The organism is Serratia sp. KG1D, from assembly GCF_037150675.1.
Taxonomy (GTDB): domain Bacteria; phylum Pseudomonadota; class Gammaproteobacteria; order Enterobacterales; family Enterobacteriaceae; genus Serratia; species Serratia nematodiphila.
This window is the reverse complement of record NZ_JBAGIH010000003.1, coordinates 392,097-416,269: the sequence shown is the minus strand read 5'-3', so window position 1 is coordinate 416,269 and position 24,173 is coordinate 392,097. Positions and strand designations below refer to the sequence as shown.

At 58.3% G+C, this 24,173-nt stretch carries 23 protein-coding genes; 2 read left to right on the top strand and 21 right to left on the bottom strand.

Features of this window, described 5'->3' with window-relative positions:
• Positions 1-76: 76 nt before the first annotated feature.
• The 5 genes from WFM45_RS17035 to WFM45_RS17015 are packed head-to-tail and all read right to left on the bottom strand — an operon-like array spanning position 77 to position 3,353.
• Positions 77-871, bottom strand: a complete 795-nt coding sequence (locus WFM45_RS17035) for an IclR family transcriptional regulator (protein ID WP_004937625.1) — start codon at positions 869-871, stop codon at positions 77-79.
• 37 nt (positions 872-908) lie between these two features.
• Complete coding sequence (locus WFM45_RS17030) at positions 909-1,664, bottom strand: SDR family oxidoreductase (protein ID WP_099982591.1); 756 nt, start codon at positions 1,662-1,664, stop codon at positions 909-911.
• Entirely contained in the window at positions 1,661-2,704 is a 1,044-nt protein-coding gene (locus tag WFM45_RS17025) for an aromatic ring-hydroxylating oxygenase subunit alpha (protein WP_033632121.1), read from the bottom strand. Before WFM45_RS17025 ends, WFM45_RS17030 begins: the two co-directional genes overlap by 4 nt.
• A 20-nt stretch (positions 2,705-2,724) precedes the next feature.
• Positions 2,725-3,033, bottom strand: a complete 309-nt coding sequence (locus WFM45_RS17020; protein ID WP_004937617.1) for a recombinase-like helix-turn-helix domain-containing protein — start codon at positions 3,031-3,033, stop codon at positions 2,725-2,727.
• A 2-nt stretch (positions 3,034-3,035) separates the two neighbouring features.
• The gene (locus WFM45_RS17015) at positions 3,036-3,353 is read right to left on the bottom strand and encodes a non-heme iron oxygenase ferredoxin subunit (protein WP_004937614.1); all 318 of its coding nucleotides are present in this window, start codon (positions 3,351-3,353) and stop codon (positions 3,036-3,038) included.
• A gap of 397 nt (positions 3,354-3,750) precedes the next feature.
• Between WFM45_RS17015 and WFM45_RS17010 the strand changes: the two genes are divergently transcribed.
• On the top strand, positions 3,751-4,992 hold the full coding sequence (locus tag WFM45_RS17010) for an MFS transporter (RefSeq protein WP_336956531.1): 1,242 nt from the start codon (positions 3,751-3,753) through the stop codon (positions 4,990-4,992).
• A 98-nt stretch (positions 4,993-5,090) separates the two neighbouring features.
• Here WFM45_RS17010 and WFM45_RS17005 read toward each other — a convergent pair whose 3' ends face one another.
• The 12 genes from WFM45_RS17005 to speA all read right to left on the bottom strand — a co-directional run bounded on the left by WFM45_RS17005 (position 5,091) and on the right by speA (position 17,833).
• Positions 5,091-5,243, bottom strand: a complete 153-nt coding sequence (locus WFM45_RS17005) for a Hok/Gef family protein (RefSeq protein WP_033633582.1) — start codon at positions 5,241-5,243, stop codon at positions 5,091-5,093.
• Between the two features lie 336 nt (positions 5,244-5,579).
• Positions 5,580-6,500: an agmatinase gene (gene speB / locus WFM45_RS17000; RefSeq protein ID WP_004937606.1), complete on the bottom strand. Its 921-nt coding sequence runs from the start codon at positions 6,498-6,500 to the stop codon at positions 5,580-5,582.
• A 396-nt stretch (positions 6,501-6,896) separates the two neighbouring features.
• Positions 6,897-7,235 (bottom strand): hypothetical protein, encoded by a 339-nt coding sequence (locus WFM45_RS16995; protein ID WP_243750841.1) that lies wholly within the window; start codon positions 7,233-7,235, stop codon positions 6,897-6,899.
• 325 nt (positions 7,236-7,560) lie between these two features.
• Positions 7,561-8,115 carry a fimbrial protein gene (locus tag WFM45_RS16990; RefSeq protein ID WP_208020758.1) on the bottom strand — a complete coding sequence of 185 codons (555 nt, stop codon included), beginning with the start codon at positions 8,113-8,115 and terminating at the stop codon, positions 7,561-7,563.
• Positions 8,116-8,156: 41 nt separating this feature from the next.
• Positions 8,157-8,702, bottom strand: coding sequence for a fimbrial protein (locus tag WFM45_RS16985; protein ID WP_166445395.1), 546 nt, complete (start codon positions 8,700-8,702; stop codon positions 8,157-8,159).
• Between the two features lie 363 nt (positions 8,703-9,065).
• Positions 9,066-9,578: a fimbrial protein gene (locus tag WFM45_RS16980; RefSeq protein ID WP_166445396.1), complete on the bottom strand. Its 513-nt coding sequence runs from the start codon at positions 9,576-9,578 to the stop codon at positions 9,066-9,068.
• Positions 9,579-9,654: 76 nt separating this feature from the next.
• A complete protein-coding gene (locus tag WFM45_RS16975; RefSeq protein WP_166445397.1) occupies positions 9,655-10,200 on the bottom strand; it encodes a fimbrial protein in 546 nt (181 codons plus the stop codon).
• Positions 10,201-10,211: 11 nt separating this feature from the next.
• Positions 10,212-11,132 (bottom strand): fimbrial protein, encoded by a 921-nt coding sequence (locus WFM45_RS16970; protein ID WP_336956526.1) that lies wholly within the window; start codon positions 11,130-11,132, stop codon positions 10,212-10,214.
• Positions 11,133-11,142: 10 nt separating this feature from the next.
• Positions 11,143-13,671, bottom strand: coding sequence for a fimbria/pilus outer membrane usher protein (locus tag WFM45_RS16965; RefSeq protein ID WP_336956524.1), 2,529 nt, complete (start codon positions 13,669-13,671; stop codon positions 11,143-11,145).
• A 47-nt stretch (positions 13,672-13,718) separates the two neighbouring features.
• Positions 13,719-14,393: a fimbrial biogenesis chaperone gene (locus tag WFM45_RS16960; RefSeq protein WP_085337134.1), complete on the bottom strand. Its 675-nt coding sequence runs from the start codon at positions 14,391-14,393 to the stop codon at positions 13,719-13,721.
• 125 nt (positions 14,394-14,518) lie between these two features.
• Positions 14,519-15,016, bottom strand: coding sequence for a fimbrial protein (locus WFM45_RS16955; RefSeq protein WP_099982580.1), 498 nt, complete (start codon positions 15,014-15,016; stop codon positions 14,519-14,521).
• Positions 15,017-15,856: 840 nt separating this feature from the next.
• Positions 15,857-17,833, bottom strand: a complete 1,977-nt coding sequence (speA, locus tag WFM45_RS16950; protein WP_004937600.1) for a biosynthetic arginine decarboxylase — start codon at positions 17,831-17,833, stop codon at positions 15,857-15,859.
• 897 nt (positions 17,834-18,730) lie between these two features.
• On the opposite strand from speA, the gene metK reads away from it, so the two are divergent.
• Positions 18,731-19,885: a methionine adenosyltransferase gene (metK, locus tag WFM45_RS16945; RefSeq protein WP_004937596.1), complete on the top strand. Its 1,155-nt coding sequence runs from the start codon at positions 18,731-18,733 to the stop codon at positions 19,883-19,885.
• Between the two features lie 124 nt (positions 19,886-20,009).
• On the opposite strand, the gene WFM45_RS16940 is transcribed toward metK, so the two are convergent.
• The 4 genes from WFM45_RS16940 to fhuC all read right to left on the bottom strand — a co-directional run bounded on the left by WFM45_RS16940 (position 20,010) and on the right by fhuC (position 24,158).
• A complete protein-coding gene (locus WFM45_RS16940) occupies positions 20,010-20,162 on the bottom strand; it encodes a Hok/Gef family protein (RefSeq protein ID WP_004937610.1) in 153 nt (50 codons plus the stop codon).
• 305 nt (positions 20,163-20,467) lie between these two features.
• Positions 20,468-22,456 (bottom strand): Fe(3+)-hydroxamate ABC transporter permease FhuB, encoded by a 1,989-nt coding sequence (gene fhuB / locus WFM45_RS16935; RefSeq protein ID WP_336956520.1) that lies wholly within the window; start codon positions 22,454-22,456, stop codon positions 20,468-20,470.
• Positions 22,453-23,361, bottom strand: a complete 909-nt coding sequence (gene fhuD / locus WFM45_RS16930; RefSeq protein WP_088381914.1) for a Fe(3+)-hydroxamate ABC transporter substrate-binding protein FhuD — start codon at positions 23,359-23,361, stop codon at positions 22,453-22,455. Before fhuD ends, fhuB begins: the two co-directional genes overlap by 4 nt.
• On the bottom strand, positions 23,361-24,158 hold the full coding sequence (gene fhuC / locus WFM45_RS16925; protein WP_033632117.1) for a Fe3+-hydroxamate ABC transporter ATP-binding protein FhuC: 798 nt from the start codon (positions 24,156-24,158) through the stop codon (positions 23,361-23,363). The genes fhuD and fhuC overlap by 1 nt, the downstream gene beginning before the upstream one ends.
• Positions 24,159-24,173 lie beyond the last annotated feature (15 nt).

The following is a 24,173-nucleotide window of genomic DNA, read 5'->3' as shown; positions in this document are numbered from 1 at the left end:
TCAGGCATGAGTGAACCCCGGCCCCTGTTTGCTACGGGCCTTGTCCCTGCCTGAGTAAAAGAGTCGGTCCTGTCGGTTAGCCGACGTTGGCCTGCGGCGGCGCGCCGAGGAAGCCGGAAATTTTCTCCGCCGCGTCACGCACTTCCATGCGCAGCCGCTCGCGATCCGCTTTCGGGATCTCATCGGACGGCACCATGATGCTGACCACCGCCTCGACCCGCTGCTCGCGGTTGAAGATCGGGTAGACGATCGAGGAGATGCCGTGGCGGAAGAACGATTCGCCGATCACATAGCCGCGCGCCTTGTCTTGCTGCACCATTTGCCACAGCGTTTCGCGATCCGCCGGGGTGCCCGGCGCATTGCCCGGCAGCTGCGCGTCTGGATACAGTTGTTCGAACTCGCTGCGAGTCGCGCTGGTCAACAACATGCGGCCGAGCGAGGTTTGGTGCACCGGCAAGCGGGTGCCGACGCTGACCTGATTGATCTGCGAACCGGCGGCGCTGACGCGGGCGATATAGATCACGTCACGCCCGTCGCGGATCGCCAGATGGCTGCTGCACTGGCTGCGATCGCGCAGCTGCTCGATCACCGGCTGGCCGGCCTGCGCCACGTCCAGCGACGCGATATATTCGAAGCCGAGGCGCAGCACCTTGATGCCGAGCGCAAAGGTGTTGGTGCGCGGATTGCGCTCCAGAAAGCCGAGGTGTTCGAGCGTCTGCACCACGCGATAAGCGGTGGCCTTCGGCATATCGACCAGGCGATGCAACTCGGCGAAGGTCATCTCCTTATGCTGCTCGCCAAACGCCAGCAGCAACTGCAACCCGCGATCCAGCCCCGGGATCAGATATTTACATGCTTGCTCGTCCGCCATCTCTCGCTCCTGCGCTGTGCGCCTGCCCTGCGGGCCGTCAGTTGAATACGAAGCCGCCGTTGACCGGCAGCAGTTGACCGGTGACGAAATCCGCCAGCGGCGACAGCAGATAAAGCACCGTACCGTTCACATCGTCCGGGTGCTGCGCCCCGACCAACGCGCGCCCCTGCTCGTACAGCTGGTGGCGCTCGGCGGGCACATACTCGGTAGCTTCCACCCGCGTCAGGCCCGGCGCGATGGCGTTGACGCAGATCCCCTGCGGGCCCAGCTCACGCGCCATCGATCGGGTCATCGCGATCAGCGCGCCTTTGCTGGCGACATAGGCCATCAGGCGCGGCGCGCCCCACAGCGCGGTGTCCGACGCCACGTTGACGATCTTGGCGTGCGGGTTGCGCGCCAGCAGCGGCACCGCCGCCTGGCTCACCAGCCAGGTGCCGCGCACGTTGACCTGCATCACCCGATCCCACAGTTCGATATCGTATTCCATCATGGTTTTGCCGCCGACGCCGGTCGCCAGCGCCGCGTTGTTCACCAGGCCGTCGATCCCGCCGCCTGCGGCGATCTTCTCGAACGCCGAACGGATCGAATCCGGTGACGCCAGATCGATGGTTTGCGTTTCCACCTGAGCGCCCTGCTCGCGCAGCGCGGCGCCGCTCGCCGCCAGCTCATCCGCCAAAATATCGCACATCACCACCTGCGCGCCGGCAGCGGCGATGGCGGCGGCGAAGCTGTAGCCCAGGCCGCGCGCCGCGCCGGTGACCACGATGCGTTTACCGTTCAGCAGGCCGTTCACTGCGCCGCCTCCCGCTCGCGCAGCGTCGCCAGCTGTTTTTGCGCCTCTTTCTGCATCAGGCGGCGCAGGCGAGAAAGACCGACGTCGTGCTGGTACAGATATTCGCGGCCGCGGGCGTTAGGCGCCATGTTCTCAAGCACGATGCGATCCTGCTCGAGCACGTCCCAATGCAACGATTCCAGGCGGTTGCGGTACATGAAGCGCCACATGTCGCGCTGCCAGTCTTTGACCTTACGAATGCGCCAGAAGAATACCCGGCAGTGATCCTTGTCCTCCGGCACCACCATGCCGATGATCCAGAAGTGACCGCCCGGCCCGAAGCGCTTCTTGTACGGGATCGACAGGCGCATCCAATACGCGCCGCTGTTGCCGAATTCCACCCAGTCGAAGTTGACGCCGATCTGGCCGTTTTTCTTGAAGATGAAACCGCTGTCGGTCGGCTCCAGCGCCATGTCCGCCTTGCGATCACCTTCCGCCATCGAGTGTGAAGAGGAGTGCAGGTAGGTGCCGTGCATCGGATCCATCACGTTTTCCAGGGCGTACTGGTAGTTGCAGTTCCAGCTGGCGGTGCACAGAAAATGACTGTACGACGCTTCGTCCGCCAGCTCTTGCGGGAAAGTCAGCTCCGCCGGCGCTTCATCCGCCGTCACGCCGAAATAGAGGAACACCGCGCCATAGGCTTCTTTGGCCGGGTAAGATCGCAGGCATTTTTGCCCCACCAGCGGGCAGCGATCCACCGCCGGCACGTCTTTCACCGTCCCGTCGCCGCCGACTTCCACCCCGTGATACCAACAGGCGATGCGATCGCCGAGGTTCCACCCCATGGAAAGCCGCGCGCCACGGTGCGGGCAGCGGTCTTCCAGCGCGTGGATCTGGCCTTCAGCGTCGCGCCACACCACGATTTGCTGCTCCAGGCGGGTGATGCCGACCGGGTTGTTGCCCACTTCCCAACTGGCCAGCACCGGATACCACATGCCGCGCAGCCCCTGGTCAAGATAGTCCTGCAAGCTCTGTTCGGAGGATGTTGTGTTTGCTGTCATTGTCTTCTCCCGGGTGTCGCTCAGAAACCGTTAACGTGAAGGAATTCGCGGAACGTCGCCTCATTCCACGGCTGGCCGCTGCGATCGAACAGACGACGCTGATTCAACGCGCTGACGATCTGCTCCAGCTCTTCCGCCCCCTGATCGAAGATCGTTTCCAGCGCCGCCACCAGGGCGGTTTCGAAGCCGTCCGGCACCCGGGCACGGTTTTGCCAGATGACATTGCGGAACTGGCCCGGCTGATGGATTTGACCGTTGCCGCCTTCGCGGGCCGGCGTCACCTGTTGGGTGTCCGGCAGCCAGGGATTGAAATCGGTGATGTGCTGCATGATTACTCCTCCGCGATAAAGGTGATCTGGATTTGGTTGTCGACCACCCGGGTGGGATAGGTTTGCAGATCGCGGCCGCCCGGCTCGCGCAGGCACTGGCCGGTACGCACGTCAAACAGCGCTTCGTGCAGCGGGCACTCAACCTTGCCGTCGTCTACAAACCCCTGGCTGAGCAAGGCATAAGCATGCGGGCAGACGTCTTCCAGCGCGTAGTAGTTACCGTCGAGCAGGTACACCCCGATCTCCTTTCCTTCCACTTTGCCGGAGAAAGGAAAATCTTCTTTCACCTGAGACACTTCGCACACATTCTTCCAGCTCATTGCTTTTATCCTCTATCTGATTGTTTCATATATGAAACTCAGTTTCTTATTTAATACAGCCACTATAAGTCTGGCGAAACTTTCGTCAAGCGAGCGGAACGGCAAATGTTAATGAAAGGTTGTTTAAAAATGACAAATGCGGGAAAGATCACGAAATCATGCACCGATATGAAAAACCTATGTCAGTTGTGCGCTCCCTCGCTAATTTATGGCAAAAAATGCGTTGATCCCGGCGGCGCATTGCGCGTAAAAGTGTTTTCTCTCTGTCTTTTACACCCTATTTGATAACAATAAATTTACATCAATCAGCCCCATCCCCGCGTTTGCGCCAAATGGCATCCTCGGGTGAGTTTACTGCTGCCTGAATTCGTCAACCGCTCGCACTGAGGAACGCGCCGTGCAACAACGTCAACGCTGGTTTGGGGTGATCGCCCTGCTGTTTCTGATCGTTATCGCCTATGCGGATCGGGTTAATATCGCCGTGATGTTGGTCAATCCCGACTTCCTGCAACACTTTCAACTCGGCGGTGACCGCGCTCACCAGGGCACGCTGATGACGGTGTTTTTACTCGGTTACGGCCTGTCCGCCATGTTGCTGACGCCGTTTCTGGAAACGCTGATGGGTTACCGCCGCGCGCTGACGCTGAGCGTGGTGCTGTGGGCGCTGCTCACCGCCGCCTCGCCGCTGGCGGGATCGCTGCTGTTGCTGTGCGTGGTGCGCGCGCTGCTTGGCGTCAGCGAAGGGCCGCTGTTCTCGCTGAAAACCATGTACATCAGCGATCATTTCACCGCCGACGAGCGCGGCAAGCCCAACGCGGTCAGCGCGCTGGGCGTCTCGTTGGGGCTGGTGCTCGGCTTTCCGCTGGTGAGTTTTCTGATGGCGCACTTCGGCTGGGCGATGTCGTTTCACCTGCTGGCGCTGCTCAACCTGCTGCTGGGCCTGGCGTCGGTGCGGTTGTTCGTTCATCCGCTCGCCTTATCTTCATCTTCACGCCCCGCCGATCCGCAACCGGTGCTAAGCCGCGTCTGGCACACCTTTGCGCTGGCCTGGCGCACGCCGATGCTCGGCTGGATCCTGCTGATCGAGATCGCCACGCTCAGTTACCTGTGGGGCTCCAGCGCCTGGCTGCCGGCTTACCTGACCGATGAAAAGGGGTTCTCCATCAAGCAAATGGGCTGGATGGCCGCGCTGCCTTTCATCGTCAGCATCGCCTCCAAATACCTCGGCGGCGCGTTGCTCGATCGCATCCGTCCTTATCAGGCGCCGCTGATCTTCGTCTTTGGCGGCGCGGCGACCGCACTGTGCATCTATGGCGTAATGAACAGCCATCAGCTTGGCTGGATCGCCTTCTTCCTGCTGGCGGCCAATGCCTGTTGGGGCGCGCAGGGCGCGGCGATCCCCACGCTGCTGCAGCATTATGCGCGGCCGGAGGCGGTCGGCAGCGCCTATGGGCTGATTAACGGCATCGGTAATCTATTCTCGGCGTTCGTGCCGATGGCGATGGGCATGGTGATGGCCAGCCAGGGCAAGGTGTCCTCGGGCTTTGCGGTGCTGATTGCCTCACAGCTGCTGACGCTGCTGGCGGGCGGCGCGCTGTTTAGCCGTATGTTGCTGGCGCGACAGGTTAAACGGGCATAAACCCGTTTCTCTCTCCTCTGTGACGAGAAACCGAATGCTGTGAGTGGGTGCTCAGGGATCTGGACGCCACCAACCACATCCCCCGTCGCCAGGTTGCCTTACCGTTCGGATTCGTAAGCCAAAATGGCCGCAACCTCCGTAGTGCCCGATCGGATCCGCAGCTCACACAGCGAGCTGCGGGTTATCCATGCCAGTGATATTACCGTGGCACAAATAACCACCAATTTTAACAGGCCCCGTTTGTTCGGCATCATGCCTTCTTCTCCTTGCCTCGCGGCGGGTAAGAGGCTAACTTAACGTTGCTGGCGTTAGAGTAGGCCTCGGGTTGATGAATATCGACTCGGGGCTTTTCTCTTTGTACCTTTCACGCAGGCTCCAGATACAAAGATCCAGAGCACCCGCGCGCAGTATATTCATCCTCTCCGTTGTCGCGGTTCCTTTTTACTGGCTCAGTTTCATTTCTGCGCAGGCTTGCGCAAAGGCGTTGCAACAGACTGAAAATCGCCGCGCGGATGGCGACAAACGAAATAAAAAAAAGCGGCCCCCATACGATGGGAGCCGCTTTTTCAGCGAGGCGTGGCCCGGCGTCACGCGTGTTTCTTGGCCGCCTGCAGGTACAGCATCTCCAGACCCAACGTCGCCGCAGCCAGCGCAGTGATCTCGGACTGGTCATAAGCCGGCGCCACTTCCACTACGTCCATGCCGACGATGTTCAGCGACTGCATGCCGCGCACCAGTTTCAGCGCGCGATCGGAGGTCAACCCGCCGATCACCGGCGTGCCGGTGCCCGGTGCGAACGCCGGATCCAGACAGTCGATGTCGAAGGTCAGGTATACCGGCATATCGCCGACGATGCCTTTGATCTGCGTCAGCAGGTCGTCCACGCTGCGATCGTTCACCTGCGCGGCGTCCAGTACGGTAAAGCCGTTGTCATGATCGAACTCGGTGCGAATGCCGATCTGCACCGAGTGATGTGGATCGATCAGGCCTTCGTTCGGCGCATGATAGAACATGGTGCCGTGGTCGAACTTGCTGCCGTTGGCGTAGGTATCGGTATGGGCATCGAAGTGCACCAGCGCCAGCTTGCCGAAATGCTTGGCGTGCGCACGCAGCAGCGGCAGAGTGACGAAGTGGTCGCCGCCGAACGAGAGCATGCGCTTACCTGCCTTCAGCAGTTTCTCCGCGTGCGCCTGCAGCTTGTCGCTCATGTCCTGCGCATCGCCGAAGTTGAACACGATGTCGCCGCAGTCAACCACATTCAGGCGATCGCGCAGATCGAAGCTCCACGGCCAACGATTGCCTTCCCAGGCCAGGTTGGTGGACACCTGACGGATAGCCGCCGGGCCATGACGGCCGCCGGCGCGGCCGGAGGTCGCCATGTCAAACGGAATGCCGGTGATGACCCACTCTGCATCGCTGTCGTAAGGCATGAAGTTCAGCGGAAAGCGCAGGAAACCAAAGGCGTTGGACACTAATGAATTATCGGACTGATGGCCTAAGGTGCTCATAGTAAACCCTCGTAGTTCAACAAGTTGCCGGGCGCAGACGCCGGGCCGTTACAAAAAAAAATCCCTCCCGCGTCGTTAGCCCGACGAGAAAGGGATTTATTCGATGTGTGTTTCGGTGCTACCGATACGGCAGATTATGGCCGCATTTTGCTCATGCTTCAAGGGGGCATAGCTTCGTGCCCAAGAACAGATGCGGAACGCTGCTTGCGCAGTTCTCCACTTTATGCAGGGACCATAAAATGGTGACGTTGTTCGCGGCCTACTCCAGACTCCCATCCCTGTAGCGACTACAGCTTTGCGCTGTTGAAACAGCCATGCGTTTATGTTTTTCCGGCTCACGCCTAGTCGGCAAGAACGAATCGGGTCAACGACTTTTATTGAAGAGACATCAGGCGTTTACTCAATCTCGTTCAATGCCGCATCAGGCACCCAATAAGCACCAGGCTTATTAGGGATAGTTATGTGTTTTCGATATTGCTGGAATCCTTTCCTTCTATCAGTGATACAAACCTCAATGCCGGCAGGAAGTGCAATGACAGAATGCTCTGATAATAAAGGAGATAATTCCGATGTATTTCCAGATTCGATAATAGAGGTCATTTTTCTATAAGACTCATCGTTGAGCGCGGCATAGTACCCTGATTTAGTCACCACTGTATTTCCGTCTGGGCAGGCTGCAACGACTGGCCCCGTGAAACCTAACAGAGCAAGCATTCCAATTACAGTATTTTTCATTTTGGTCTCTCCTTGTATGATTTAAGGACATTCCCGGCGAGCATGTAGCGCACGTAAAATTTCCATTTACAACTCATTGATGTGGCAAATAATAAGATAGTTAGGCTGAACAATAATCTCCCGTGAACCAGAGCCCCTGCCAAAGCGATAAAGATAAGGGTGCTTAGGCAGATTCTCGGAGCATGTACAATTTAGCTGTGCAACTTTCTACTCGCAGCTGGGTTATATTGATCAATATAATCAATGTTCTCTGTTAGTAGAGCTACTACACCTTAATTCTAAAAATATCATCCGCCCATTTGTCTACGCCATTGGACAGGGTAGCTCAATTGTAATACAAGTCAATTTGGGTCGTCAGGTTGGCCGTACCGGGAGTAACGTGATCATTCAGGGCAACATACTGCGCCGCGTACTTCATGGTTAGCTCACCCTCAGAATTTGGATAAAAGCTCCTCCCCCACCAATTATTATTGGGCATAACGAAATAATCATAGACGCCATTATAGCTCTCATTCGCTATCTTCACTGCGACCCCCAACGCCACACTGTCTTGATCCAAAGCAAAAGCCTGACTATCCTCCGCTGCGGCCGTGCCTGAAAAACGCACTGTAACGGAAGTATCTTTGCTTGCTCTCGGGCAACCGGTCGCTTTTAATTCAAACAACACAGGCGAACTCAGGCTCCCGGTTTTAGCCAGCTGACTGCGGTTAATATCCCCCAGCGGCACGCTCATGTTCTTGCTCGCGGCCGTCAGATTGCAGGTAAACTGAATAAACTTCACTTTAGTTTTGATGGTACCGTCTGCACCCTGTGCCGCACAGGCCAGGCCAATCAGGCAGATTGACAAGCCCTGAACGATGCTTTTGATTGCTTTATTCATCATATTTTCCTTCGCCGCCCTAAAAATAGGCCATAGCGGGCTTAGTTATAAAGAATGCTGAACTGAATAGCGCCCGTCGCCTCACCAAGTGGGATGGGCTGGCTCTCGCCGCCATTAAGCCAACGTATCGACACACCAAAATGAAGATCATTCGCACTGCCGGAACCGCTGTTTTTCAGCTCATAAGGCTTCGATTCACCGTTAACTTTAATATCAGAGTAATCACCCACATTGTATATCCCGAAGCCTACGTTCTGTGCTGCTCCCGGCTGTCCCTGATTATCGGGGGAAAAAACATCCCCGTACCCGGTACCTTCAAATCTAATCTTTACCTGCTTAGCCCCCGAAGGGCAATCCAGAAGCCTTATGGTTTGCCCACCATAACCACGGCCGGCCAACGAGGAATTACCCGCCTGCTCACCGAAATCCACCATGATATTCTTCGACTCGGCGGCTACCACACAGGCATTCTCCAACACCCGGCCGGTGACGTTAATATTGCCGTCCGCTGCGTATAGCGGCGGAGATAACATTGCCGCACTGAGTAAGGCCAGCAGCGGCACTTTTTTTACTGTTGCTATCATCATTAATTTCCTTATATTGCTGACAATGCCAAACAATCATCGCGCTAAAACAGGCCCGGTTATTATGGATAAACCAGGCTAATCTGCGTGGTCAGGTTGGCGCTGCCGGGGGTGGCGCTTTGCACTTTCGTAACAACATAGGCAGCCGCGCCGCTGATTTACTTTTTACTATCGCTCTCTTCCTTATTACTATTTTTGTCATTATTTACAGGTACAGTTAAAGTTCATCGCCAAGTGATTTCATTCCAAGTTCTCTTACTCTGGCTAGTGAGATCGTGAATTCCACTTAATCAAAAAATTGGCCAGCTTAAGCATATCCTGCCACCTGAAAAATCAGCATTCAGAGGGAAAAGCACGCATCTAAAATTACTTATAAGTCACGCTAAACTGAATGGTGGCATTAGCTTTTCCTGATGCAATGGGTAAAGCGTAGGTTTTATAACGAGCAAACAACCCTACCTCACCACTATTACTTACACTATCAGCATAGTCGCTTCTGTTAGGATAAAAGATCAGCTCATCCATTTGATAGCGACTGATTTGCAGACCTAAACCTTTGGCGCTTTCAGATGAATTATCCAGCATAAATATACCAGAGCTAGAATCTGGTGTTTCGCCTTCAAATTCAAACCAAACATAAGTACTGGGAACGCAATCTGAAAATTTAAACTTGAATGGCACCCATGCACTGGTCGCATTTATCTTATTCAGTTCAGTAGCATCAAAATCCCCTAGCCCTACAGTCAAGCTTTTTGTCTGCAGATTACAAGTAGGCTTTACAATATCGGCAATAATACGCAAGTTGCCATCGCTCGCATGAGCCGTGAGCAGAGCACTTCCGAGCAGGCCACTGGTCAGGAAATAAATTACTTTTTTCATAGAAAATCCTTTTAGCATTCATTATAAATGGCCGTTAAAAGTATGTCGGCGTCTATATATAATAAAGTTAATTTATTTATGGATAAACAATACTAAATTGAATATCAGCAATGGCCTTTCCGAACTCAACAGCAGAGGCATATGCGTCTGTCATTATTGCATAAGTGGTAAATTCTAATCTATTTACAGTCCCAGTCTTCAATGTAAAGAGTTCACTGAGTTCATTAGGAGCGAGACGGGTAGACGTATAGGTTGTTTCTGGATAATAGTAAATCATAAAACCAACGCCTTTGGCAGCGCCCGGCTCAGAGCTATTATTGGCCGCGAACACACTTTTTTCCCAATCCCAGCCGTTTGGATTCGCCGCAGTCCCTTCAAACCTCACACGTACCTGCGAAATACTCGCCGGGCAATCCTGTAACACAATATTAAATTTTTTATGCCCGCCATGAGAGGTCGTCGTTCCTAAATTCAGAATCTGATTCTTAGAGCCCGCATCGACTACACAGGCATTCTCCACCACCCTGCCAGTCACATTAATATTCCCATCCGCCGCCTGCAGCGGCGGCGCCAACACGGCGGCGCCGAGCAGCGTCAGGGGCAGTGCTATTTTTCTCATCATTATCTTTGTCCTTATTGATAGGTGAGGCTAAAGGTTGCTACCGCGTTGGCCTCGCCGGCGGCGATCTGCGGTTGCGTTTGGTAATAACGGGCGCTGAACGGGTAGCTGCGCAGACCCTGTAAGGCCGTTTCCAGCGGCAGCCGTTCGCCCAGCGTCAGCGGCACGCCGCGGTAGAGCAACTGCACCCCGACGCCGCGCGCGCTGGCCTGCGCATCGGGGTTAACCAGCGCCAACACGCCGGGCAGGTCATCCTCTGCAGCGATGCCATCGAACTGAATATTGACCCGGGCGCCGGCATCGCAGGCCAGATCCAGCAAGAACGGCTGTTCGCCGCGCGTGCTGCCCACGCCGCGAAAATCGCTGCGCGCCACCTCGCCCAACGCCACCGTGCGGTTGCGGCCGCCCTGCAGCTCACAGGCCAGCCGGGTGATGGCAACCGGCTTTTGCAAGGCGATATCCAGCACCGGCTGGCCGTTGAGCGTGCGGCGGGCCAGGGTTTCCGTCGCCAACACGCCGGAGGCCAGCGGCCCGGTCACCACCAGCCGCAGGCTGATTTGCTCTTTTCCGGCAGCAATGGTGCCGTTGGCGGGCCAGCCATCGCTAAACGAAGCGCTGGTATCCAATGCGTAGCCCAGGCCGCCGATATTCGTGCCGTAGACCGCGCTGTTGCCGCTTTTCAACCCGCTATCGCTGCCCAACAGGTTGAGACGTGCGTCTTCCGCTCCCGCACAGGGCGCCAGCGACGCGGCTTGCTGCACCTGGCGCGTGCCCTGCCACACCACGCTGCCGACCGGCAGATCGCGTTGCAACGTCTGCGCCGGAATGTCGAACAGCAGCCGTTCCGGGTTGCCGGCCGGCGGACATTCCGCTCCCCAGGCGCCGCCCGCTGCCCACAGCCCGCACAGGCCGAGCATCCATACTCCCGCTTTCATCCTTTGCTCCTTAACGACACTCTGCCGCTATCTCTGGGATCTCCGGGCCGGCCGTTTCCGGCAGGCTGTAGACGACCTGGCATTGCTGGTCCGGTTGTTTGCCCCACTGCACGTGCAGCATGCCGTTGGCCGGCATGCCGGCCAGGAACAGCTGCCCGCCGTCGCCGACAATGCTGCCGTCACCGCCTGCGCCCGTCAGCCTGGCAATCGCACCGAACGGCACCGGCCGGCCATCGGCGCGCGTCAGCGTCATCATCATCCGTGCGCCTACCTTGGTTTGATAATCCGCCAGCACCACCGCGCCACGGGTTGGGATCACCGTCTGGCTGGTCAGCCCCAGCTCCACGTTGTCCGCCAGGGTGGTCGGATCCAGCGCGATCGCATTCTGGCGATAGGCAGAGAGATAAGGCACCACCGCATAGCCGCGGCTATCGGTTTTCACCCCCACCTGATTCACCACGCTGACCCCGCCGGCACCCGGCGCGCGCACCAGCGCCACCGTATCGTTAAGCGGTTGCGACAGCGTCACACCGCCGGCATGCAGCAACACCCCGCCCTGAATGTCGTAATTCAGCCGCTGGCGCTGCCCATCGTTGCTCAGCCCGGCGCCAAGCAACGCCTTGCTGCCGCGATAGCCCAGCGCCAGATTGCCGTTCTCGCCCTCCCCTTGATTGCCATAGCCGCCGGTCAGCCCCCAGTTCAGGTTATCGCCTTCCAGCGCGGTGCCGTTCAGCCCCAGCGTCTGCAACGTTTTGCCGTTGTTGCTATTGCTGATGCCGTAACCGGCCCAGGTGTTGTGTGCCCACAGGTTCAGTGGAATGCTGACATTCAGCGCTACGACGCGATCGGTCTGTGCCCGATAACTCTGGTTCTGGCTGTAGTTAAGGCCATAACTCACTCCTTTGATGCTGCCGTTGTAGCCCAGGCTGACGGACTGGCGCTTGCCTTGTTCTCCCCAGCGCCGATCTTCCGCCAGGCTCAGGAACAGCGAGCCTGGCAGCGGCCCCAACCCCTGCTGCAGCGACAGTTCTTTACGGCTGCGGGTAGCGCTGTTGCCTGTGCTTTCGCGAGATTGCATCGCCTGTTGCAACGTGGTGTAGCCCTCACTGGCATGGCGATAACCGGCCATGCTCAGCTGGGTGCCGGTGAGCGGGAAGCTTTTTTCATAGCGCAGACGCCACATTTTGCCCTGCCGATCGTCCCTCTGAACGGCCTCTTCCGGCCGCCGGGCCCAGCTTTGCGTCATATCCAGCGACAACGCGCCGGCGCGGCCCAGGTTTTGCCCCACGCCCAGCGCCAGCGAACGGTAACGATTGGCCCATTGGCCACCGCCATACAGCGTGGCGCCGAGCGGCAGGCCGTAGATCAGCGTGCCCTGCATAAACTTCTCGTCATCGGCGCTCGCGTCCTGCGCACGGTATTGCCCGGCGGCCAGGCCGTAGCTGAGCCGCCCTTCGCGCTGCAGCACCGGCAGCGAAGCAAACGGCACCAGCAGGCGCTGTTCCGTACCGTCGCTTTCTTTGATGATGACATCCAGATCGCCGCTGCCGGAGACCGCATACAGGTCGCTGATTTCAAAGGCGCCTGGCGGCACATAGCGCTGATCGACCACCACGCCGTTCTGGCGAATGATCACCTCCGCGTTGCTTTTGGCGATGCCGCGCACCACCGGCGAGTAGCCGCGCAGGCTGTCCGGGTACATCTCCTCCACCGAGACCAGCTGTACGCCGCGCAGCGGTAGCGAATCGAAGATATCGCCCGGCGTGGTGGCATCGCCCAGCGTCAACAGCCCGTTCAGCGGGGTGATGTCTCGCTGTACATAGCTGTTCAACGTGCGCCAGTGCGCCTCTCCCTGGCCGTTCCGGTTCCACACGCCGTCATGCCGCAACCGCCAGGCGCCCCAGTTGGCGCCATTGCGCAGATTGACGAAATAGCTGCTTTCATTGCCGCCCCCCTGCCGGCTGCGATCGTGCGCCCCACGCAGGGTATAGTTGCTCAGCAACGCCGGAATGCCGCTGTCCCACTGCTCTGGCGGCACATAGCCGCGCGCCTGGCGTTTTAACGCCGCCTGCGGGATGCTCAGCTTCAACTGCTGTTGCTCGAACAGCAGTTCCGTTCTGGCGCCGGGAATGGCCTGCGGCAAGTTGATGCACGCCTCGGAGGGCTGCAGCGCGGGAAAGGCGGCCAGATCCACGCCAAAGCCCTTCAGGTCCTCCCATTTCAGGCAAGGAGCCAGACGCTCTTTGCCCTGCTCATCCGGCTGCAGAGAAAAGGCCAGCGTACGGGTATCCAGCCGCTGCTCGTTGAGGAACAGATCAACGCGATACTCTCCCGGCGGCTGTTTATCCTCATCAGAGAACAACGCCAGATCCACTTCGGTTTGCGGCGTATTGCCTATCTGCAATAAAGCAGAGCTAAAACGGTATTCCGCCTGCGCCACGCCGCTGTACATCAGCAGGCCGGCAAGTTGCCAGGCCAACGGCGTCAGCCGATATTCGCCGCGCCGCCCAGATTGGCGACGCGCTGTTTTGCTGTTCATGTTCCACATCCCTGTTCACACCGCAGCCCTGGTTATCAACCGCGCCATCACAACGCTTGTTGGTGCTGCGCGCTCAGGCCGCCGTAGTCGTTGATCACCTGCCAGCTCACCTGTTTGCCGGTGGCTGAAGGCGGCAGGGTATAGGCCAGCGTGGCGAACGGCGCCACCATCTGCGGCTCCTTGATTTTTTCACCGGCGACCGAGACCGTGGAGAAACTCAGGTAGTAGGGGGAATCATTGATCGCTTTCAGCGTATTGCCGCTGCGCTCCCAGCGTACTTTGCTCGCCGCTTCTTCCGGTGAGCCGGCCAGCGACGCCGGGCGATAGAACAGTTTGATGCGGGTGCGCACCGCGATTTGCAGATGGTTGCCCTTGCCTTCCGCCTCCGGCGGCACGGTCTTGACGCTGAACCAGAATACCGACTCGCGATCTTCCGGCAGCGCCTGAGCGGTTTTCACCACCCGCAGCGTATTCTCTTTGCCGCCATTCAAACGAAACAGCGGCGGCGTGACCAGGAATGGTGCCTTGACGTTGCCTTCCAGATCGGCGTTGACCCACGATTGCACCAGATAAGGAATATCGTCCGGATTTTTCACCGTGATGGTCGCTTCTTTCTTGCCGCCGGGGTACACCAGCCGGGTGCCGCCGATCACCACACCGGCAGCGGCCTGAAAACTGTTGATTAACAGTGCGGCACAAAGTGCCAAATAGACGGCCTTCATTTTATCCATTCCCTTGATGTTATTTTTTTAATCAGCGCTGAGGAATAACGATTCCGCCTAGCGCAAACATGTAAAATAACCGGCGAAAGCGTATTTCGCCGGTAGATTAACGCCCGGATAGAAAATTAGTTATACGAAACGCTGAATTGGATAGTGGCGTTGGCATCACCGGCGGTGACTTTATCTGTCGAACGATAAGCCACAGTGAACGGCAGCAAGTTATCACCTTCACTCAAGGCGATCTCCGCCGAGGCCGCGCCGGGGAGCAAGTGCTCGTTATCAGGCCCGTTAATACGCAGCGCCAAGCCTGCCGCACCGCCATCGTCTAATTTGAACAGCTTAGCGTCTTTATCATCCACTGCGCCATCCAGAGTCACTTTAGCCGCTTTCAGATTGGCCGGGCAGTCTTTCAGCTGCAAAGTAAATTCCTTATAATCAGACTCATCACCCACATTTTTAAACTTAGCCGCCGCCACATCGCCCATCTGTACATTCAGCGTCGGGTTAACCACACAGGCGTTATCGACAATTTTACCGGTGAAGTTAATCACACCATCAGCGGCAAATGCCGAGGAAGAGATCGCCGCACAGGCCAGTGCGGAAGCTACCAGATACTTTTTCATATAAGTCCCTTATATTATTTAAACTACTAAGTTATATATCGATATACATACATCCATCCATTGACCGTGGCGTGAACACCACGTTTACTACGCATCGTTATTACCGATGCCAATATATGGTGCGCATGCACGAAAAATACGGGCACCATGCATTGCATCGGCTTTATAAAACCTAAGGATGGTCATTAGCAATCAGAAACCCATCAAGGATAATAAGTCATTTAAAAATATTAATTCAACTACAAAGAGAAACGGAACAAAAAGAACAGAACCATAATTCATAATTAATGGGTTTGTTTTTTGAAAAATCAGAATCATGCCCTATTCACAGGAATATAAAATATACAAATAAAATATAACACCTTATAAAACAAAGAGATTACCCACCACACTCATAAAGACAAAACCATATAGATACTTGATTAAAAATTCAAACCCATCAAGAAAAAGAGGTAAAATGAAAGAGAAACTGATCAATTATCGCATTTATAATGAACAACAAAACTAATACTGGTTATGTTTTATAATTGAAAGATCTAACTAGTGAATGAGAAGGTTAATTTCAGAGACTTCTTGTATTTAGTAGATGGATTTATAATATAGGATGCATTCAATAAAGAAGATGAAAGAAAACATACTTTTCGTAACGTGTTGAACTCACCACTGCAGAGTTGGACGTTGCATCAGGGCGGCAAAAGCCCGGTAATGTTAAGTACGCCCTGCGCCGCCGTTCGAACGGCAGCATGGCTGTCTGCAACCTGTACGCCATCGAAAACTTAGTCGTGCGACAGAAAAGAAAAGGCCGGGCGTCCTTAAGCCGCCCGGCCTTCCTTCACTTCATTACTCGTCTTCCAGATACGTGTAACCGTACAGGCCGGCTTCAAACTCTTCCAGGAACTGCGCCTGCAGCTCGCTGTCCAGATCGGTTTCTTTGACCTGATCGCGGAATTTGGACAGCAGCGCGCTCGGATCGAGCTGCACGTACTCCAGCATGTCCGCCACGGTGTCGCCCTCGTCGGACAACTCGGTCTCGACGCTGCCGTCCGGGAACACGTACACGTCAACCGAGGCGGTGTCGCCGAACAGGTTGTGCATGTTGCCGAGGATCTCCTGATACGCGCCGACCATGAAGAAGCCCAGCGCCGGCGGGTTCTCCGGATCGTACGGCGGCATCGGCATGGTGGTCGCCACGCCGTCGCCGTCGACGTAATGGTCGATGGTGCCGTCGGAGTCGCAGGTGATATCGAGCAGCACCGCACGGCCTTCCGGCGGCTTGTCCAGCCCTTCCAGCGGCAGCACCGGGAACAGTTGATCGATACCCCAGGCATCCGGCATCGACTGGAACAGTGAGAAGTTGACGTAGAACTTGTCCGCCATGCGCTCTTGCAATTCGTCGATGATCGGGCGGTGCGCGCGGTTGCTCGGATCGAGCTGCTGCTGGATCTTGTTGCAGATGTTCAGATACAGCTGCTCGGCCCAGGCGCGCTTGGTCAGGTCCAGCATGCCGTGCGCATATTGGGTATGCACGTCGTGCAGATCCATCTGGCTGTCGTGCAGCCATTCGCGCAGCGAGCGGCGGTTTTCCGGCTCGTTCATTTCCAGCCAGGTTTCCCACATGCTTTCCAGCGCGCGCGGGGCGTCGGCTTCCGGCGGCTGCGGTTCGCTGAATTCGTTGCGCTCTACGCCGATCACGTTGGAGACCAGCACCGTGTGGTGCGCGGTCACGGCGCGGCCGGACTCGGTGATCACCGTCGGGTGCGGCAGGCCGTGTTCGTTACAGGCGTCGCCGATGCCCCAAATCACGTTGTTGGCGTATTCGTTCAGGCCGTAGTTGACCGAGCAATCGGACTGCGAACGGGTGCCTTCGTAGTCGACGCCCAAACCGCCGCCCACGTCGAAGCACTGAATGTTGACGCCCAGCTTGTGCAGCTCAACGTAGAAGCGCGCCGATTCGCGCACGCCGGTGGCGATATCGCGAATGTTGGCCAGCTGCGAGCCCAGGTGGAAGTGCAGCAGCTGCAGGCTGTCGAGACGGCCCGCTTCGCGCAGGGTCTCCACCAGCTTCAGCACCTGCACCGCCGCCAGACCGAATTTGGATTTTTCGCCGCCGCTCGACTGCCATTTGCCGGAGCCTTGCGACGCCAGACGCGCACGCACGCCCAGGCGTGGTATGACGTTCAAGCGTTCGGCTTCTTCCAGCACCAGGTTGATCTCGGACATCTTCTCGATCACCAGGTACACCTTGTGCCCCAGTTTTTCCCCGATCAGCGCCAGGCGAATGTATTCACGATCTTTATAACCGTTACAGACGATCACCGAGCGGGTCATGCCGGCATGCGCCAGCACCGCCATCAGCTCGGCCTTGGAGCCGGCTTCCAGCCCCAGCGGTTCGCCGGAATTCACCAGCGATTCAATCACGCGGCGATGTTGGTTCACCTTGATCGGATACACCAGGAAATAGCCGCCCTGGTAACCGAAGGACTCGCGCGCGCGTTTGAACGCGGCGTTGATCGAACGCAGGCGATGCTGAAGGATCTGCGGGAAGCAGAACAGCGCCGGCAGACGTTGGCCGTCTTGCTGGCGCGTTTTCACCAGTTCTGCCAGATCGACGCGCGCCTGCGGGACATCCGGATCCGGGCACACGCTGATATGGCCCAGCTCGTTGACGTCATAGTAATTGTTGCCCCAGTAGGCGACGTTATAAGTACGCAGCATCTTGCTGGCATTACGATCATTCATGGCAACCTCCTGCATGGAGCGCAAAGATAAAGACTCGCCCGCAACCGGCGGACGGTGAATCAACAGATCATCAGACATGGTTCGCCTCACATTCCGTACTGACGAAACCGCCAGCCACTATCGCAGCTACAACCCGCGAGAACAACCCAACAAGCCGCGCCGGCGGCAGCGAAGAGAACTGCCGTTCGCGGTCAGCGATCGGTTTATCACTCATATAATTGTAAGACACCCTGTTCAAACCTCGTGAATCGGGCCAAGAAACATCCCACAGGAAGGCTGCAGGCTACCCTTGTTCAGTTCTTCAGACGACCGTTAGCCGGCCCGAGAATCCTGAGTAGCGGCCAAGTGTTTATCGCACCTGGTAAGTGACAGAGAGACAAGACGGGAAATAGCAGAAGAATGTGCGCCAGAACGGCACTGCTGTTGGGAACCAACAACCGGTAGACAACGGATCATTAATCCAACCACCTCCACGCGCGCCGTTCGGAGTGAACGACCCAGCCTCTAAAATAGTGTAAGAACGTGACCGTTCGATGAAGCGGCGAACGCCCGCGACGGATAATAGCGCAATGCCGGCGAATGCAAAGCGGAAGTTTAACGTACCTTCCTCCACGCCAGACCGCCGTACTGTGCAGCAAATGAACCGCGCGCGCAGTTTATACCGGTAAGCAGGTGAAAAAGCAAAATGAAAATTCGCCGAAAACTGTTTCAAGCGATGAAAATGGCGCCAACCCGTTTGCGCAAAAGAGCGAAAGCGCAAAAAATTACTGGCAATCTGGCTAAACCCTGACCTAAAATAGACGTCCAGATGTTAATCCATCTATACTGGTTAACTGATAAACTGCTTAACGGCTTTGCCTGAGGGGCGTTGCAGGATGCATCTCGCGCCATCAGCGGAAGACCCTTCGCTTCGATGCCGGATCTCCAGCGCTGTGCAGTAATTTCTAACCCGTCTTATGCAAGGTAAAGAACACAATGGCTAAACACCTCTTCACGTCCGAATCCGTCTCCGAAGGACATCCAGATAAAATCGCCGATCAGATCTCCGATGCCGTCCTCGACGCCATCCTGGAACAAGATCCGAAGGCGCGCGTCGCCTGCGAAACCTACGTGAAAACCGGCATGGTCCTGGTCGGCGGTGAAATCACCACCAGCGCCTGGGTCGATATCGAAGAGATCACCCGCAAGACCGTGCGCGAGATCGGCTACGTTCATTCGGACATGGGCTTTGACGCCAACTCCTGCGCAGTATTGAGCGCCATCGGCAAACAATCCCCGGATATCAATCAGGGCGTTGACCGTACCGATCCTCTCGAGCAGGGCGCCGGCGATCAGGGCTTGATGTTTGGCTACGCCACCAACGAAACCGACGTGCTGATGCCGGCTCCGGTGACCTACGCACACCGTCTGGTGCAGCGCCAGTCCGAAGTGCGTAAAAACGGCACCCTGCCGTGGCTGCGCCCGGACGCGAAGAGCCAGGTGACCTTCCAATACGACGACGGCAAAATCGTCGGCATCGACGCCGTCGTTCTGTCCACCCAGCATTCCGAAGACATCGCACTGAAAGATCTGCAAGAAGCGGTGATGGAAGAGATCATCAAGCCGGTACTGCCGGCGGAATGGCTGACGGCGGGCACCAAATACCACATCAACCCGACCGGCCGTTTCGTTATCGGCGGCCCGATGGGCGACTGCGGCCTGACCGGCCGTAAGATCATCGTCGACACCTACGGCGGCATGGCTCGCCACGGCGGCGGCGCCTTCTCCGGTAAGGATCCGTCCAAGGTTGACCGTTCCGCGGCTTACGCGGCGCGCTATGTGGCGAAAAACATCGTCGCCGCCGGCCTGGCCGATCGCTGCGAGATCCAGGTTTCTTACGCTATCGGCGTAGCGGAACCGACTTCCATCATGGTGGAAACCTTCGGTACCGAGAAAGTGCCAACCGAACAGCTGACGCTGCTGGTGCGCGAATTCTTCGATCTGCGCCCATACGGCCTGATCCAGATGATGGATCTGCTGCAGCCGATCTACCGCGAAACCGCCGCCTACGGCCACTTCGGCCGCGAGCACTTCCCGTGGGAAGCGACCGACAAAGCTGAGCTGCTGCGCGATGCCGCCGGCCTGAAATAAGCCCCGACATCAACATGAAAAACGGCGAGCCTTGGCTCGCCGTTTTTTTTGAACGGATGGGTGCTCATGGATCAACGCATCGACTGCCGGCCGGCGGAGGCAAAGCCCCCGCCGCCGGGTTGCCTTACCGTTCGGATTCGTAAGCCAAAATGGCCGCAACCTCCGTAGTGCCCGATCGGATACGCAGCTCACACAGCGTGCTGCGCGTTATCCATGCCAGTGATATTACCGTGGCACAAATAACCACCAATTTTAACAGGCTCCGTTTGTTCGGCATCATGCCTTCTTCTCCTTGCCTCGCGGCGGGTAAGAGGCTAACTTAACGTTGTCACGCGTTAGAGTAGGCCTCGGGTTGATGGACATCGACTCGGGGCTTTTCTCTTTGTATCTTTCACGCAGGCTCCAGAGACAAAGATCCAGAGCACCCGCACGCAGTATATTCACCTCCCCCTCTCTTCCCGCGTTCCTTTTCACGTTAAATGTCTTTCTTGCGCAGCGACACGCAACGCCTTGCAAGGCGTTGAAAAAAGGCCCAGCAACGCTGGGCCCTTGATGGCGGAGAAAGCAAAGTAGGGGTGAAGCTTACGACGTCTGCTTGCGCAACAGATAAACGAAGTACGGCGCGCCGATAAAGGTCGCCAGTAACCCGGCGGGGATCTGATACGGAAACAGCAGCATCCGCCCGCACCAGTCGGCAAATACCATCAGCAAACCGCCCAACAGCGCGGCGATCACCATCTGCGACAGCGCGCGGCGGAAGCCCAACATGCGCGCCATGTGCGGCGCCATCAGTCCGACAAAGCTCAGCGGCCCCACGGTCAGGGTCGCCATGGCGGTCAGCGTGGCGGCTAACAACAGGATGGTCAATCGCGCAGGCGTCAGCGCAATCCCCACCGAACGGGCGGTGGCTCCGCCGAGCGGCAGGATGGTCAGCCAGCGGCGGCACAGCGGCGCCAATACCATCAGGCCGGCGGCCACCAGCGCGGTGCGCAGCGCCTGCGCCGGCTCCACTGAATAGGTCGAACCGGAGAGCCAGGTCAGCAAGCCCCCCATACGCGGATCGCCGCTGGCCAACAGCAGGAAGATAACGGTGGTAAAGGCGGTGCTGAGCGCGATACCGGCGAGCAGCATGCGTTCCGTCGAGAAACCGCCGCGGCCTGCGGCGATCATGATGATCAGCAGCGTCGCGGCCGCCCCCAGACTGCCGGCGGGCAGCAGCCAAACGAAGGCGTCGCCCGGCACCATAAACAGCATCATCACGACGCCAAAAGCGGCGCCGGAGCTGATGCCCAACACTTCCGGGCTGGCCATCGGGTTACCGGTCAGTTTCTGAATCAGCGTGCCAGCGACCGCCAGCATCATACCCGCGGCCAACGCCGACAGCACCCGCGGCCAACGCCACGGCAGCAAGGCGTCCAGCTCCGCCCCCAGGCTCCAGTGCCAGCCGCCGGCATTTTTACCCAGCATCAGCGCCAGCGTCAGGCCGATCAGCAATACGAGGCCACCCAGCAGGATCCAGCCGGGCAGATTCCCGCGCTCGGCAGGCACCTTATCGCCCAGGTTCATCGGCGGCGGCGTGGCGGCGCTGCGCAAACGCGGCAACAGCCACAGCAGCAGCGGCGCGCCGAACAGCGCGGTGGCCGCACCGGTCGGGATCTCGCGCCACACCTGCGTCACCCCGAGCATCACCTGATCGGTCAGCCACAGCAACAGCGCCCCCAGCAACGGCGCCAGCATCATGCGGTGCGCCAGACGGCGCGCGCCCAGCATCTTCGCCATCAGCGGCGCAAACAGGCCGATAAAGCCGATAACGCCCACGGCGCTCACCAACATGGCGCTGAAGATGATGGCCAGCCCCAGGGCGCAGAAGCGCGCCATCGACAGCCCCAACCCCAGGTTGCGCGCCACGCCGTCGTCCAGCCCCAGCAGCGTCAGCGGGCGCAGCAATAGCGCCGCCAGCGCACCGGCCACCAGCAAACGCGGCAGGATAAACTGCACCGTGCTCCAATCCTGTTGGTTCAGCGCGCCGGTGCCCCACAGGAACATGCCCTGCAGTTGATCGTAATGAAACAGCGCCAGCAGGCTGTTGACCGCGCCGCAGTAAAGTCCCAGCACCAGCCCGGCCAGAATCAGCGTCACCGGCGACATCCGCTTGCCCCAGGCGACGCCGAACACCAGCCCGCCCACCACAATCGCCCCCACCATAGCGGCCAACTGGCGGGTGAACTCGCCCCCCGGCAGCACCCACAGCGTGGCGATGGTCAGGCCGAGCTGCGCGCCGGCGGCCACGCCGAGCGTCGACGGTTCCGCCAACGGATTGCGCAACACCTGCTGGAACAGCACGCCGACCAACCCCAGACCGGCGCCGGCCAACAGTGACACCGTCAACCGCGGCAGCAGGCTGTAATGGAACAGCATTTGCCGCACGTCGTCGATGTCCGGCGCGCTGAGCGCCCGCACCCATTGCGCCGGCGGCAGCTGCTGCACCAGGTTATATATCGTTAAACCGCCTGCCGCCGCCAGCAACAGCAGGATCAGCGTCAGCGGCAATTTCCGGATGCCCGCATTCATGACGCACTCTCCTGAGCCTGCGCCAACAGGCGGCAAAACCGCATCGTCGACAGCGTGGCGCCATAGAACCACACCGCCGGCACCTGCCGCAGCTGGTTTTGCCGCACGAAGGGCAACGACTGCCACAGCGGCGTCGCGCTGACCTTGTCCATCATCGCCTGATTGCCGTGATCGAGATAAATGACCCGGGCGTTACGCACCGTGGCCAATCGTTCAATCCCCACCACCGCCGTGCCCCAAAAGTCGGTTGGCTCCTGCCAGGCATTGCGGATGCCCAGTTGGTCCATTGCTTCCTGGAACAGGCTTTTCTGGCCGATGATCAGCGCATGGCGGGTGTCGATCAGGGAAAACAACAGCAGCGGTTGCCGGGTGTAGCTTTGCAGGCGCTGACGCGCATCCTGCATAAAGCTGTCGAACTGCGCCAGGTGGTTTACCGCCCGGCTTTCTATGCTCAACCGCTGGCCCAGCGCCAGCAGCGACTGGCGAGCGACGGTTAGCGGTTTGCCGCTGCCGTCGTTGAAGCCGAAGCTCATGGTTGGCGCGATGGGTTGGATTTTGCGCGGCGTCGGGCCATAGCCTTGCGACAGCAACACCAGCGAAGGCTGCAGTTGCTGCAGCAGTTCGAGGTTCGGTTCGGTGCGCTGGCCGACGTCGACCACCGTCGCCGGCAGCTTTGGCTCCGCCACCCACAGGTTATAGTTATGGACATCGGCCACCGCCAGCGGCGTCACGCCCAATGCCAACAGCAGCTCGATCGGCAACCATTCCAGCGCCGCAACGCGCGCGATATCCGGCGGCGCATCCGCCGCTCGGCCGGGCAACGAACCCAACAGCGGCGACAGCGCCAGCGCCATCAACAAACGGCGGCGCAGCGGATCGTGAGAAGAAGTGAATGTAGAGGACATCAGTAGACAAAACTCACCGGCGCGCCGCCGCTCGGATGCGGCAACGTACCCATAGGAATACCGTAAATTTGCTCCAGCACCGGCCCCTGCATCAGCTCCAGCGGGCCGCCCTGGGCGATCATTTCACCGCCGCGCAGCGCCACCAAATGGTCGCAGTAGCGCGCCGCCATGTTGATGTCGTGCAGTACGGCGATCACCGTAAGATCGCGTTCGCGGCTCAGGCGCTGGATCAGCGCCAGCACCTCGACCTGGTGCGCGATGTCCAGCGCCGAAGTCGGCTCGTCGAGCAGCAGGCAGCGGCTGTCCTGCGCCACCATCATCGCCAGCCAGGCGCGTTGGCGCTCGCCGCCGGACAGGCTGTCCACCAGCCGGTGGGCGAACGGCTTCAAGCCCACCAGCGCGATGGCCTCTTCCACCTGTTGACGATCGTTGGCGCCAAAACGCCCCAGCGCGCCATGCCACGGATAGCGGCCGACGGCCACCAGCTCGCGCACCGTCATGCCTTCCGCCGCCGGCAACTGCTGCGGCAGGTAGGCCACCTGGCGGGCGAAGGATTTGCTGTCCCACTGCGCCAACGGCTGCCGATTGAGCAGTACCTGGCCGCCGCTGGGCGCATGGTGCCGCCCGAGCAGTTTCAACAGGGTGGATTTACCGGAACCGTTATGGCCGATCAGGCCGCAGACTTTGCCCTGGGGAAAACTGAGCGACAGCGGTTGCAGCAGCACCCGGCCGGGGACGGCGAAACTGGCGTTATCCAGCGCGAAGGTCGCGCCGGGATTAAGAAGTTTGTCCTGCATAGATCCTGCTTTGTC

Bases quoted from the DNA above. Each gene is read 5' to 3' on its own strand.
- fhuD (WP_088381914.1), bottom strand. From the start codon at position 23,361: ATGTCCTCTACATTCACTTCTTCTCACGATCCGCTGCGCCGCCGTTTG.
- WFM45_RS16965 (WP_336956524.1), bottom strand. From the start codon at position 13,671: ATGAACAGCAAAACAGCGCGTCGCCAATCTGGGCGGCGCGGCGAATAT.
- WFM45_RS16985 (WP_166445395.1), bottom strand. From the start codon at position 8,702: ATGATGATAGCAACAGTAAAAAAAGTGCCGCTGCTGGCCTTACTCAGT.
- WFM45_RS17025 (WP_033632121.1), bottom strand. From the start codon at position 2,704: ATGACAGCAAACACAACATCCTCCGAACAGAGCTTGCAGGACTATCTT.
- speB (WP_004937606.1), bottom strand. From the start codon at position 6,500: ATGAGCACCTTAGGCCATCAGTCCGATAATTCATTAGTGTCCAACGCC.
- metK (WP_004937596.1), top strand. From the start codon at position 18,731: ATGGCTAAACACCTCTTCACGTCCGAATCCGTCTCCGAAGGACATCCA.
- WFM45_RS16975 (WP_166445397.1), bottom strand. From the start codon at position 10,200: ATGATGAGAAAAATAGCACTGCCCCTGACGCTGCTCGGCGCCGCCGTG.
- WFM45_RS17005 (WP_033633582.1), bottom strand. From the start codon at position 5,243: ATGCCGAACAAACGGGGCCTGTTAAAATTGGTGGTTATTTGTGCCACG.
- WFM45_RS17035 (WP_004937625.1), bottom strand. From the start codon at position 871: ATGGCGGACGAGCAAGCATGTAAATATCTGATCCCGGGGCTGGATCGC.
- fhuB (WP_336956520.1), bottom strand. From the start codon at position 22,456: ATGAATGCGGGCATCCGGAAATTGCCGCTGACGCTGATCCTGCTGTTG.
- WFM45_RS17020 (WP_004937617.1), bottom strand. From the start codon at position 3,033: ATGCAGCACATCACCGATTTCAATCCCTGGCTGCCGGACACCCAACAG.
- WFM45_RS16960 (WP_085337134.1), bottom strand. From the start codon at position 14,393: ATGAAGGCCGTCTATTTGGCACTTTGTGCCGCACTGTTAATCAACAGT.
- WFM45_RS16940 (WP_004937610.1), bottom strand. From the start codon at position 20,162: ATGCCGAACAAACGGAGCCTGTTAAAATTGGTGGTTATTTGTGCCACG.
- WFM45_RS16990 (WP_208020758.1), bottom strand. From the start codon at position 8,115: ATGAATAAAGCAATCAAAAGCATCGTTCAGGGCTTGTCAATCTGCCTG.
- WFM45_RS16995 (WP_243750841.1), bottom strand. From the start codon at position 7,235: ATGAAAAATACTGTAATTGGAATGCTTGCTCTGTTAGGTTTCACGGGG.
- WFM45_RS16980 (WP_166445396.1), bottom strand. From the start codon at position 9,578: ATGAAAAAAGTAATTTATTTCCTGACCAGTGGCCTGCTCGGAAGTGCT.
- WFM45_RS17015 (WP_004937614.1), bottom strand. From the start codon at position 3,353: ATGAGCTGGAAGAATGTGTGCGAAGTGTCTCAGGTGAAAGAAGATTTT.
- WFM45_RS16970 (WP_336956526.1), bottom strand. From the start codon at position 11,132: ATGAAAGCGGGAGTATGGATGCTCGGCCTGTGCGGGCTGTGGGCAGCG.
- speA (WP_004937600.1), bottom strand. From the start codon at position 17,833: ATGTCTGATGATCTGTTGATTCACCGTCCGCCGGTTGCGGGCGAGTCT.
- WFM45_RS16955 (WP_099982580.1), bottom strand. From the start codon at position 15,016: ATGAAAAAGTATCTGGTAGCTTCCGCACTGGCCTGTGCGGCGATCTCT.
- fhuC (WP_033632117.1), bottom strand. From the start codon at position 24,158: ATGCAGGACAAACTTCTTAATCCCGGCGCGACCTTCGCGCTGGATAAC.